General features: G+C 64.2%; 11 protein-coding genes and 1 rRNA gene. 4 read left to right on the forward strand and 8 right to left on the reverse strand.

Features of this window, described 5'->3' with window-relative positions; genetic code table 11:
* Position 1 precedes the first annotated feature (1 nt).
* The 6 genes from glyQ to Q1W68_RS05935 form a co-directional block, all read right to left on the reverse strand.
* Complete coding sequence (glyQ, locus tag Q1W68_RS05910; protein WP_300715860.1) at positions 2-907, reverse strand: glycine--tRNA ligase subunit alpha; 906 nt, start codon at positions 905-907, stop codon at positions 2-4.
* A gap of 104 nt (positions 908-1011) precedes the next feature.
* Positions 1012-2472: a hypothetical protein gene (locus Q1W68_RS05915; protein WP_300655661.1), complete on the reverse strand. Its 1461-nt coding sequence runs from the start codon at positions 2470-2472 to the stop codon at positions 1012-1014.
* 125 nt (positions 2473-2597) lie between these two features.
* On the reverse strand, positions 2598-4436 hold the full coding sequence (gene lnt / locus Q1W68_RS05920) for an apolipoprotein N-acyltransferase (protein WP_300659669.1): 1839 nt from the start codon (positions 4434-4436) through the stop codon (positions 2598-2600).
* A 73-nt stretch (positions 4437-4509) separates the two neighbouring features.
* Positions 4510-5376, reverse strand: coding sequence for a transporter associated domain-containing protein (locus tag Q1W68_RS05925; RefSeq protein WP_300715862.1), 867 nt, complete (start codon positions 5374-5376; stop codon positions 4510-4512).
* Between the two features lie 84 nt (positions 5377-5460).
* Complete coding sequence (locus Q1W68_RS05930; RefSeq protein WP_300649346.1) at positions 5461-6198, reverse strand: GNAT family N-acetyltransferase; 738 nt, start codon at positions 6196-6198, stop codon at positions 5461-5463.
* A gap of 107 nt (positions 6199-6305) precedes the next feature.
* The gene (locus tag Q1W68_RS05935) at positions 6306-6779 is read right to left on the reverse strand and encodes an Lrp/AsnC family transcriptional regulator (protein ID WP_300649344.1); all 474 of its coding nucleotides are present in this window, start codon (positions 6777-6779) and stop codon (positions 6306-6308) included.
* 116 nt (positions 6780-6895) lie between these two features.
* On the opposite strand from Q1W68_RS05935, the gene hppD reads away from it, so the two are divergent.
* Both hppD and phhA read left to right on the forward strand, forming a co-directional pair.
* Positions 6896-8026 carry a 4-hydroxyphenylpyruvate dioxygenase gene (gene hppD / locus Q1W68_RS05940; RefSeq protein ID WP_300715863.1) on the forward strand — a complete coding sequence of 377 codons (1131 nt, stop codon included), beginning with the start codon at positions 6896-6898 and terminating at the stop codon, positions 8024-8026.
* Between the two features lies 1 nt (position 8027).
* The gene (phhA, locus tag Q1W68_RS05945; protein ID WP_300652178.1) at positions 8028-8882 is read left to right on the forward strand and encodes a phenylalanine 4-monooxygenase; all 855 of its coding nucleotides are present in this window, start codon (positions 8028-8030) and stop codon (positions 8880-8882) included.
* Here the strand turns inward: phhA and Q1W68_RS05950 are convergent.
* Positions 8804-9661, reverse strand: a complete 858-nt coding sequence (locus Q1W68_RS05950) for an alpha/beta fold hydrolase (RefSeq protein ID WP_300652181.1) — start codon at positions 9659-9661, stop codon at positions 8804-8806. The two genes, phhA and Q1W68_RS05950, sit on opposite strands and share 79 nt — an antisense overlap.
* Positions 9662-9898: 237 nt before the next feature.
* Here Q1W68_RS05950 and Q1W68_RS05955 point away from each other — a divergent pair, with 237 nt between their 5' ends.
* Positions 9899-10636, forward strand: coding sequence for a hypothetical protein (locus Q1W68_RS05955; RefSeq protein ID WP_300652184.1), 738 nt, complete (start codon positions 9899-9901; stop codon positions 10634-10636).
* Between the two features lie 75 nt (positions 10637-10711).
* Positions 10712-11644, forward strand: a complete 933-nt coding sequence (locus tag Q1W68_RS05960; protein ID WP_300715865.1) for an MBL fold metallo-hydrolase — start codon at positions 10712-10714, stop codon at positions 11642-11644.
* A gap of 104 nt (positions 11645-11748) precedes the next feature.
* On the opposite strand, the gene rrf is transcribed toward Q1W68_RS05960, so the two are convergent.
* Positions 11749-11861, reverse strand: a 5S ribosomal RNA gene (rrf, locus tag Q1W68_RS05965).
* Between the last annotated feature and the right edge of the window lie 240 nt (positions 11862-12101).

Raw genomic sequence — 12101 nt, forward strand, 5'->3', positions numbered from 1 at the left:
CTCACGCGGCCTTCTTCGTCATCTGGTCCACCCACTCGCGCGGCGCCATGGGGAAGCCCAGGCGCTCACGGCTCTCGTAGTAGCTCTGGGCCACGCCGCGCGCGAGGTTGCGGATGCGGCCGATGTAGGCGGCGCGCTCGGTCACGCTGATCGCGCCGCGCGCGTCCAGCAGGTTGAAGGTGTGGGCGGCCTTGAGCACCTGTTCATACGCGGGCAAGGCGAGCTGCTGCTCCATCAGCCCCTTGGCATTGCCCTCGTGGGCGCCGAAGGCCTGCAGCAGGAACTCGACGTTGCTGTGCTCGAAGTTGTAGGCGCTCTGCTCCTGCTCGTTCTGCAGGTAGACGTCGCCGTAGGTCAGCCCCTCGGTCCACTGCAGCTTGTAGACGTTGTCGACGCCCTGCAGGTACATCGCCAGGCGCTCCAGGCCGTAGGTGATCTCGCCGGTGATCGGCCGGCAGTCGATGCCGCCGACCTGCTGGAAGTAGGTGAACTGCGTCACCTCCATGCCGTTGAGCCAGACCTCCCAGCCCAGGCCCCAGGCGCCGAGCGTGGGGTTTTCCCAGTCGTCTTCCACGAAGCGGATGTCGTTCTTCTTCAGGTCGAAGCCCAGCGCCTCCAGGCTGCCGAGGTAGAGCTCCAGGATGTTGCTGGGCGCCGGCTTCAGGACCACCTGGTACTGGTAGTAGTGCTGCAGGCGGTTGGGGTTCTCGCCGTAGCGGCCGTCCTTGGGGCGGCGGCTGGGCTGCACGTAGGCGGCTTTCCAGGGCTCGGGGCCGAGTGCGCGCAAGAACGTGGCGGTGTGGCTGGTGCCGGCGCCCACCTCCATGTCGTAGGGCTGAAGCAGGGCGCAGCCTTGTTTGTCCCAGTAGGACTGCAAGGTCAGGATGATTTGCTGGAAGGTCAACATGGGGCTGGTGCGCGGGCCGCGCGATGGAAAGGGGGAGCGCGCCGAACACGGCTGCGCAAACCCCCGATTTTACGGGCGCGCCCCAGGCGGCCCGGTCCAGCCAGTCACTTCGTTGGCACCTTGTCGGCTGAGGCCGGATCGCCTTTGGTCTTGGCCAGGGCGAAGTACTTGTCGAGCCACAGCCGCGCGATCTGGGCCTTGGAAATTTTCCTGAAGATGAAGCTGATCGGAATGCCGACCGATTTGGGGTCCGAGACCTGGGTGATGTAGTTGTCGAAGGCGTTCATCAAGGTGTTGAGGTCCACCACCTTGTTGCTGCCGTGGTCGATGGTGCCCAGGCCCTGGATGACGCTTTGCATCAGGCCGCTTTGCATGGCCACCCGCTGTCCGCCTTTGAGCGAGGTGTCCGCCATGGAACTGGCCGTCTGGTGCGAATCGTGGGTCGGCGCAGTCACAGCCGATCCGGCGCGTTGCGGGCCGTCGAGCAAGGACGCCACGCCCATGCGCAGTTGCGACGACGCCAGCGACGGCACACTGCCCAGCACGATGAGGTTGACATGGGTGGACACGTTTTGTGTGCTGAGCAGCTGGCGCACGTTCTCCAGCACCGACTCGTCCATGCCGAATCCCCCGGTGGCGGCCTTGAGCCAGCCCCCCATGCGCAACTGCTCCTGCAGCGTTTCTTCCTGTTGTGGGTCCAGACCGGTGCCGGTCATTTCGTTGTTCACCATGTGCACCATGCCGATGAAGCTGGAGCCGTAGTTGGCCCCGGTGAGCAAGGTGAGGCTGTTGGCGTCGGCTGCAGCACCCGGCGCCTCGGAAGCCTGGACCACCGACGTGAGATCGGTGGTGTTGATACCCTCGCCCGCCGCGCTGTGCACGCTGTTCCACACCTCCACCGCCTTGTCCACGTCGAGGACGAGCGGTTGCAGCAGGGCGGAGGAGCGGTGGGTGGCACTGGCGGTGATCACGAGGGTGCCGACCAGGCTGTGGTTCTTGAGCTGCTGATGCACCTGCGCCGCCGCGGATTTGGGCACATCCCTGGCCGCAGGGCCCAGCGACGCGGTCGACTCCCGGATCGCGCTCTCGATGCTGGCCATCGCCGTCGCACGGCTGTCGTCGTTGCTGCCGTACGAAAAGTACTGCAGGTCGATCTTGATGGAGTCCGAGGCCAGCGGCAGGCGCTCGACATTGACCCCCTTGAAGTCCAGCGGGCTCTCGAGCCCGGCCACGTTTTCCATCGCGGCCACCTCTTCGCGCAGCTGCTGCACACCGGTGTCGTTGGTGATGCGCGCCGCCATGTAGTCCCGGGCCGCATCGCTTACGTGCTGGTTCAAGTCGGCGATCCGCGTCTTGAGATCGGTGATGTCCACGCCCAGGCTGACCAGTTCGTTGATCGTCATGCTCAGCCCGCGCCGCATGGCAATGAACGAATTCATGCGTTCGAACGCCGCGTCGGTCTTGGCCTGCAGGCCTGCGATCTTCTCGAGGCGGCTGAGCAGGTCGGCGTTGACGACATGTCCCAGCACCAGGGAAGGATGGTCGAACGGAATGGATGACGCCATGGCGATGTCCTCAAGGATGCCCCGCCAACATGGCCAGGCGTCTTGCGTTGTATCAACCCGCCCGGCGCGGTGTGTGACGGACCTGTGAGCGATCCCTGCCGAAACGCTGACCGGTGCGCTGCGGCTCAGCGCCGGCGCGTGCGGCCGCCGCGGCGTCCCAGGCTGCGCAACGATGCGATGACCAGCACCAGCACCAGGCAACCGATCCACATCGGCGTCAACCCCCAGCGTGCGGTCCACTGGGCGTAGGGGGTGACGCCGCTGCGGCCCTCCACCGTGGCTTCCAGCCGGCCACGCGTGAGCCGCTCCAGCTGGTGCGTGACCACCCCGTTGTGATCGATGACCGCCGTGGCGCCGGTGTTGGTGGCGCGCAGCATGGGTCGGCCGAGCTCGATGGCACGCAGGCGCGAGATCTGCAGGTGCTGGTCGATGGCCACCGAGTCACCAAACCACGCGATGTTGCTGAGGTTGACCAGCACGCTGGGCGCGTTGGCCGCATCGGCAAACGACGCGGCCAACTCTTCGCCGAACAGGTCTTCAAAACAGATGTTGGGCGCGACGCGCTGACCCGCCACCGCCCAGGAGGGTTGGGCCAGGCCGCCGCGGTTGAAATCGCCCAGCGGGATGTTCATGAGATCGGTGAACCAGCGAAACAACGGCGGAATGAACTCGCCGAAAGGGACCAGGTGGTTCTTGTCGTAGCGGTAGAGGCCGGCGCCCAGCGCACCCGCCACATCGACCCGGGCCAGCGCCCCCGCCGCCTTTTCGGGGCTCAGGCCCCACACCGAGTTGGTGTATCCCTGATCGAGGCTGCCCAAGGGCAAACCGACCATGGCACTGACGCCACCCGCGGGCTGCGCCGCCAGGTGGCCCAGCAAGGGTCGCCAGAACTCGGCACCCAGCTGGTTGGGCAACAGCGGAATGGCGGTTTCAGGCGCGACCACCAGCTGCGGACCGGTGGTGGGGCGGGTGCGCGCCGCGTCCACCGCCAGCGCGATCTGCTGCGGGTACCAGGCCAGCGCTTGCGCAACCCCGGTGCCGGACACGAATTTCTGATCTTGCGGAATGTTGCCTTGCAGCAGCCACACCCGGAGCTCGCCGGTGCTGGCGGTGTCGCGCTGCCCCAGCGTGCGCCACGCCTGGCCACCTCCGAGCATGCTCACCAGCAAGCCGCCCACCAGCAGCAGCAAGATCAACGACCGCACCAGGCCCCACCAGCCGTCGGTCAGGCCCGGCACCAGGCGGGCCTGCACGCGCGCACCCGGTGCGGCCATGCGCGAACCCGCGGCGGTGCGGCCCACGGGTCGGCTCACCGGCGATGCCAGCCAGGTGCTCAGGCGCCGCCACAGGCCAGAGACCACGGAGGCCAGGGCGTAGGCCAGGATGGCCGCCAGAAACCCCATGCCGTACACACCCACCAGTGGCGCCCAGGGCGCCATCAGGTCGACCTGCGCGTAACCGCCGGCACCCCACGGAAAGCCGGTGAACCAATGGCCGCGCGCCAGTTCGGCCAAGGTCCAGAGCGATGCAAACAGCAGCGCTTGTGCGGTGCGCGAAATGGGTGCCCAGCTGCAGAGCAGGCCCACGGCCACGGCGTAATACACGGAGAGCGCGCCCGCCAGTGCGACCACCGCCAGCACCGCCAGCCACGCCGGCAGACCACCAAAGGTGTGCAACGAAATGAACAGCCACCAAAACGTACCGGACAGCCAGGCGGTGGAGAACACCCAGCCCCGCCACGCCGCCTGCCCCACGCGCGTGGCGTATTGCAAGGCCAACACCAGCAAGGAGAGGGAAACGATTTGCCAGAAGCCGCTGGGCTGCCCGTCGCGCATTCCTGGCAGGCTCCAGCCCGCCAATGGCCAGGCCATGGAGGCTGCCTGCAACACGCCGCCCAACAGGCAGATCCAGAACCAGAAGAAACCGCTGCCGCGTGCGCTGCGCCCCGGCGGGCGGCGGCTCATCGGGTTGAAGCTCGATGGGGTGTGGAGCGATCCAAAGAGGCTGCGCATAGACGGGGCGGGCGCGGAGCCGGGCTCAGGGCTCGGCCGGCACCGGCGAGACCTTGAACCACTTCACCGCACCACCCTTGGTGTGCAGCACGACAAAGCGCAGGCTGTCGAGCTCGTGCACTTCGCCGCGCTTGGGCACGTGGCCCATGGCGTGGGCGATCATGCCGCCGATGGTGTCGAAGTCGTCCTCGGAGAGCTTGAGGCCGAACGATTCGTTGATGCGCTCGATGGAGGTGTCTCCACTGACGCGCCAGGTGCTGTCGGCCAGTGCAAACACGTCACCTTCGTCTTCCGCCACGTCAAACTCGTCTTCGATCTCGCCGACGATTTCTTCCAGCACGTCTTCGATGGTGATGAGCCCGGCCACGCGGCCGAACTCGTCGATGACGATGGCCAGGTGGTTGCGGTTGCCGCGGAATTCGCGCAGCAGGTCGTTGAGGCCTTTGGTCTCCGGCACGAAGGTGGCCGGGCGCAGCAAGGCGCGGATGTTGAGCTCGGGCGCGCGCTGCAGCTTGAGCAGGTCTTTGGCCAGCAGGATGCCGATGATGTTTTCGCGTTCGCCCTCAAACACCGGAAAGCGCGAGTGCGCGGTGTCGATGACCAGGTGCAGCAGCTCGTCGTAAGGCGCGTCGATGTCCAGCACATCCATGCGCGGGGTGGCCACCATCACGTCGCCAGCGGTCATGTCGGCGATGCGGATCACGCCTTCGAGCATCACCCGCGACTCGGCGTTGATGATGTCGTTGTCCTCGGCGTCGGCAAGGGTTTCGATCAGCTCGTCTTTGGAGTCCGGCCCGGGGTGAATGAACTCCGCGAGCTTTTGCAGGAAACCACGTTTGTCGACATGCCGCAGGCTGCGCTGCGGCCCACCACTGGGAGGGGATTCGGCCACTGAAGGTTGGGGGAGTTGTGACGGTGCGAAAGGATACCGCAAGCGCGTGGCACCGGGCAAAGGCGCGGCCGGGCCGCGCGGGGGTCAGCCGCGTGCCCGTTCGCGGGCTTCGCGCACGCCCTGGCGAATGTCCTGCAACACGCCCAACAGGCGCCAGAACTGCTTGGCCTGCACCTTGAGGTGGTAGTCGGTGAGGGCCACCTGCTGGTTGACCAGTTCGGTCACGCGGGAATCGAAGTCGGCCGGCGGCAGCCGCAAGTGGGCTTCGGACTCGGAACCGTCGCGTTCGATGATGGCGCCGGCATGGCGGGCGATCTTGAGCATGGCGGTGTTTTCCGACAGCGCGTGGATGAAGAGCTGCGTCACCCCTTCGTTGCGCGCATGCATGACCGCGCGTTCGAACAGGCGGCTGCCGTACCGGCGGCCACGCGCGCTCTTGGACACCGACACGCCGAACTCGGCACAGCTGGTGTACTGCGGATCGATCGAGAAGGCCAGGTGGGCCATGGCAATCAGGTCGAGGCGGCGGTTGAAGATCCCGAAGAGCTCGTCGCGCTCGAAGTTGAGCTGGTCGACATAGCGGGTGATCTGCTCGTCATTCGCGGCGTAGCCGAAGCGCAGGTAGCGGTCGTGTGGCTCCAGGGCGAGCAAGTGGGCAAGGATGCGGTCACGCTGCCCCGGCCCGATGGAGCGGATGGGCACCACGACGCTGCTGGATGGGAAGTGTCGGTCGTCCGAGGTGCGTGCGGCGCTCGCCACCGTGCCCACCGTCGCCTGGGCGGGTGGTGTTGCGAACTTGAACCAACGGGTGGGATTGACCATGGCGGAACTGTACGGGTTATCCCTATATCGACAAGGACTGAAGCCCCTAAATGGTCAGTCTCCCGATGGGCGGGCTCGGAGCGACCGTCGGTCACCCGGTTCGCCTGCTACAGCGGCAATGCGGTCGTGCTTTTCACACGGTCCATCACAAAACTGGTCTTGCAGTCCTGCACGCTGGGGTGCTTGAGCAAGGTGTCCATCATGAAGCGCGAGTACGCGGCCATGTCGGCCACCACGAGGCGCAACTGAAAGTCCATCTCGCCGGTGAGGGCCGCGCATTCCACGACCTCGGGCCACGCCATGACGCTCGCTCGGAATTCGTCCATGGGATGGCGCTTGGCGCTGCCTGCGTGTTTTTCCAGCCGCACGTTCACATGGGCGGTGAGACCCAGGCCCACCGCCTCGGGCCTCACGAGTGCGACGTAACGGTCGATGACCTGCGCCTCTTCAAGGCGGCGCACGCGGCGCAACACGGCGCTGGGCGACAGCCCCACCGTCTCGGCGATCTGGTCGTAAGTGGCGCGGCCGTCGGCCTGCAGGCTGCGCAGAATGTGTCGGTCCAGCTTGTCCAGTGCTTCCATCCGGCGAACTATGCAGCTTTCCTGCAAGAACGGCAAGCAGAGCGCCCTAAAACGCCGGAATCGTGACAGGCTGCGCCAATACAGTGGCGCATTGCCCCATCTCACCGGAGACCACCATGAACCCAGCCTCGCCCACCGCCGTACAGTCCGCTGCGACCCCAGGGGACAACCCCATGGGCACCGACGGCTTCGAGTTCATCGAATACGCCGCACCCGACCCGGTGGCCATGGGCGCCCTGTTTGAGCGGATGGGCTTCAAGGCCATTGCAAAGCACCGCCGCAAGGCCGTGACGCTGTACCGCCAGGGTGAGATCAACTTCATCATCAACGCCGAACCCGACAGCTTCGCGCAGCGCTTCGCGCGCCTGCACGGCCCGAGTGTGTGCGCCATTGCGTTCCGTGTGGCGGATGCCAAAGCTGCCTACGAGCGCGCCATCTCGCTGGGTGCCTGGGGCTACGCGCAATCGGCCGGCCCCGGCGAGCTGAACATCCCGGCCATCAAAGGCATCGGCGACTCCATCATCTATTTCATCGACCAGTGGCGCGGCAAGAACGGCGCCAAAACCGGCGACATCGGCAACATCGGTTTCTTTGACGTGGACTTCCAGCCCATCGCACAGAACTCGGGTGCCGAGCTCAACCCTGTGGGCCACGGCCTGACCTACATCGACCACCTCACGCACAACGTGCACCGCGGCCGCATGGACGAATGGTCCGGCTTCTACGAGCGGCTGTTCAACTTCCGCGAGGTGCGCTACTTCGACATCGAGGGCCAGGCAACCGGCGTGAAGAGCAAGGCCATGACCAGCCCGTGCGGGAAGATTCGCATCCCGATCAACGAAGAAGGCAACGAGAAGGCCGGGCAGATCCAGGAGTACCTGGATCGTTACCACGGCGAAGGCATCCAGCACATCGCCATGGGCTCGACCAACCTCTACGACACGGTGGACGCGCTGGAGCTCAGTGGCGTGAAGCTTCTCAACACCAGCGAGACGTACTACGAGCTGCTGCCCAAACGCATCCCGAACCACGGCGAGAACGTGGAAGCGCTCAAGCAGCGCAACATCCTCGTGGACGGTTTGCCGGGTGAGCTGCTGCTGCAGATCTTCAGCGAGAACCAGCTCGGTCCGATTTTTTTCGAGTTCATCCAGCGCAAGGGCAACCAGGGTTTCGGCGAGGGCAACTTCAAGGCGCTGTTCGAGACCTTGGAGTTGGACCAGGTGCGCCGTGGCGTGTTGAAAGCCTGACATGGCCGTCGAGCCCGTTGTCTACGGCGTCAGCCAGCGCCCCCCGCGCGGCGACTACACGCGCGCCGACGCCGACTACACCTGTGCGCAAAACTGGGCCGCCTACACCGAGGCGGATCACGACACCTACCGCCGGCTGTACGAGCGCCAGATGGCGTTGCTGCCGGGCCTGGCCTGCGATGCCTTCATCGAGGCGATTCCCCTGTTGGGTGCCCGCGACCGGATTCCTCGCTTCGAGGACATCAACGCCCGGCTGAAGCTCGCCACCGGCTGGGAGTTGGTGGCCGTGCCCGGCCTCATTCCCGAGCGCCCCTTTTTCGACCTGCTGGCGAGCCGGCGCTTTCCGGTGACGGACTGGATCCGCACACCCGCGGAGTTCGACTATGTGGTCGAGCCCGATGTGTTCCACGACCTGTTTGGCCATGTGCCGCTGCTGTTCAATCCGGTGTTCGCCGACTATGTGCAGCGCTATGGCGCCGGCGGCCTGAAGGCCCACGACCTGGGCGCGGGTGAGCTGCTCTCGCGGCTGTATTGGTACACCATCGAATTCGGGTTGATCCAGCAGGCCGACGGGCTGCGCGCGTATGGCGCCGGGATTTTGAGTTCATCGGGTGAGCTGCGCCACAGCGTGACCAGTCCGCAGCCCCAACGCATCGCACTCGATCTGCTGCGCTGCATGCGAACCCGCTACAAGATCGACGATTACCAGGCCACTTACTTCGTCATCGACAGCTTTGAACGCTTGTTCGACATGACCGCGCCCGACTTCGGTCCGCTCTATGAAACGGTCCGCTCGCTGGGGGACTTGTCGGCAGACACCACCATCGCCAGCGACTCCGCCATCACCCTGGGGTGAAACGCCAGGGCCACGTGGGCCGCACCCACCACCAGACGGTTGTCCGCACCGGGCAAGGTGGCGGTTGACGCGGGGAAGACGATGTTGTCGGTGTTGCTGTACCAGCAGACAAAGAGTTCGGCGTTGCGCTGGGCGTGAAGCGCGAGCTCACGCGCCGCCAACCCCTGCTGCCATTCGCAGTCGTGGCGCATTTGGCGACCATTGGCGAGGTGGCTGAAGCGGGCCAGCCAGGTACCGCGGTGGGGCGTGCCGATGGTGATGATCTTTTGAACGCGCGACGCTGCGTCGGGTGATGCCACCAACCAAGCCCGCGCCGCCAATCCACCCATGCTGTGGCAGACCACGATGGGCCTCTGCCCGGTCAATGCGGTGGCACGTGTGACGGCCTCATCGACGATGGGCGCGTAGTCGTCAATCGAGCCAAAAATGGGCTCCAGGTTGACGGAAACGTAAGGCAGACCCGTGGCGCGCATGCGGGCCATCCAAGGCAACCAGAAGCCCCGGTTGCAAAAGAAACCATGGATGAGCACAACGGCCGGCAACGAGCCCTCTGTGACGGTCGACGTATCGGACAGCTGCCTCCAACGGAAGGGCTGTCGCCAGGCAAACACCAACGGAGCCACTTTCACTTCCTGCCACCAGGCGCTCACCCAGGTGAAGCCGTGGGCGCTCGGGGCGCTGTCTGCACGGTTGATGAAGGCGGCAGCGGTCGTTTCAAGGGCGAGGATCACCGCGTGCCCCAAGGTGAGGAAAGCAAGCCCGGCCACCAGCCAGGCCATGGAATGAGAGCCCCTCCATACCACCCAAACCACAGCGAGCGCGCAGGCACACCCGACGAGCACCTGCTGCAGGCGGGCCAGCCGGGACCTGTTGTTGGACGGTGGGGGTGGGTGCCGCTGTGGTGATGCCATGTGCAAACTATCGCATGGTCGCCTCGTGGTTGGGCGGCGTTGTCCCGGTGTGACAGGCTGGAGTGATCACGGCGGATAGACTGTTCACAAGCGACCCTCAGAGCCATGAGTTCATCCTCCAGCGCCTCAGATCTCATCCGCGCGCAGCTGGCTCGCGTGAGCGAGTTGCGCGCGCGCGCACTCGCCGAAGGCATGCATGCGGCGGTGGAAGCGATCAAGCATCTCCAGGCGCGACGCTTTCGCAGCACCTATGCCGATTTCCTGGTCCAGCCGAGATTTGCGCCCGCCACGCGCTTCTTTCTCGAAGAACTCTATGGCGTTCAGGACTTCGCGCGGCGCGATGCACAGTTCGGACGCATCGCAGGGGCCATCGAGCGCCTGTTCCCTCAGGCGGTGGCCCAGCTTGCTGTCGATCTGGCTGAAACGCATGCGTTGACGGAGGTACTGGATCATCAGTTGGCCACGCACTGGCTTGCGATGGAACCCGACATGCCCGAGGCGGAGCGTTACATCACCGCGTGGCGCCTGACCGGGGCCAGGCCGTCGAGGGACCGGCAGCTTGCCGTGGTGCAACACATGGGGCAAGAGTTGCAGCGACTCACCCGCCTGAAATCCCTGCGGCTGGGTCTGCGGATGATGCGCAACCCCGCTCGTGCCGCGGGACTCGACACGCTTCAGCATTTCCTGGAGGCTGGCTTTGACGCTTTTGCGGCCTTGGGCGATGCTGGGGCCTTCCTGGACACCATCAAAGAAAGAGAATCCCGCTGGGTCGATTCGCTGTTCGACGAAAACATCACAGTGTGTTCTCACCATCTGCGTGATGAGCTGTCGCGTGACCGTTGACACACGCTGCGATCGGGCAACCCGCGGTCAATGCTTTCAATCAGGCCCATTTCCATGACCATCTCAGGTACACCCATGCTCGCAACCGCCCGCCTGTCGACGATCGGCATCACCGTCTTCGAGCGAGGCTGGCTGTCCTCAAACAATGTGCTTTTCCAGGGAAAGGAGTCGACCGCGCTGGTGGACTCTGGCTACTGCACGCACGCCGAGCAGACGGTCGCACTGGTTCAAGACGCATTGCAAACACGCCCTCTGGACTTGCTGCTGAACACCCATCTTCACAGCGACCACTGCGGTGGCAACGCGTCCCTTCAGTCGAACTGGCCGCATCTCACCACGCTGATTCCGCCCGGGCAGGCTGGCGCCGTGGCCCATTGGGATTCCGTCGCGTTGAGTCACGAACCCACCGGTCAGACCTGCCCCGTATTCAAGTTCCAGAACGTTCTGGTGCCCGGTGACACCGTCGAATTGGGTGATCTTCCTTGGGAAATCCACGCGGCCAAAGGCCATGATCCCCATTCGATCGTGCTTTTTGAACCGGTGAGTCGGACCTTGATTTCGGCCGATGCCCTGTGGGAGAACGGCTTTGGTGTCGTCTTTCCTGAACTGGAGGACATTGCCGCCTTCGATGAAGTGGCCGACACCTTGTCACTCATTCAGGCACTGAACCCGACAACGGTCATCCCAGGACATGGGGCCGTATTTGAAGATGTCGACTTGGCCTTGCAGCGAGCGCGCAGCCGGCTCAACCAGTTTGTTGCGAACCCGGAGCAACACCGGCGGTATGCACTGAAAGTCCTTTTGAAGTTCAAGCTGCTCGAATGGCAATCCATCGGCTTTGGCACGTTGTTGGACTGGTATGCAAGAACACCCTACATCTCCCAAATCGAGAGACGCCGGGAGCCCATTTCGCCTGAGGAGATGGAGCACTCGCTGCATTCGCTGATCTCAGAATTGGCCAAAAGCCACGCCTTGCGAGTAGAAGGCGACACCATCGTCAACATCTGAGACCACGGCTGCGCGGCGAAGCCGGGCTATCGACCATTCCGTTGCCAAAAAGACCAAACCCCCAGGCACCATGAGGCACGAGGGGGTTTGGGGGCTGGGTAAGAGCCTGACGATGACCTACTTTCACACGGGAACCCGCACTATCATCGGCGCAAAGGCGTTTCACTGTCCTGTTCGGGATGGGAAGGAGTGGTACCACCTCGCTATGGTCGTCAGGCATAACTTGTTGTTCTGGCTGTGCGAACGCACAACCGGAACGAATTCATAGAGCTTCGAATCAGCTGATTTTTGATTGCTGCCAACGAGCTGAATCGACATATCGATTCAAATCGGCATACACATGACATTTCTGTCGTTTGACATTTGACTTTGAGATTTTATCAAAGTTATAGGGTCAAGCCTCACGAGCAATTAGTATCAGTTAGCTTAACGCATTACTGCGCTTCCACACCTGACC

The organism is Hydrogenophaga sp. (genome assembly GCF_030158645.1).
GTDB lineage: Bacteria > Pseudomonadota > Gammaproteobacteria > Burkholderiales > Burkholderiaceae_C > Hydrogenophaga.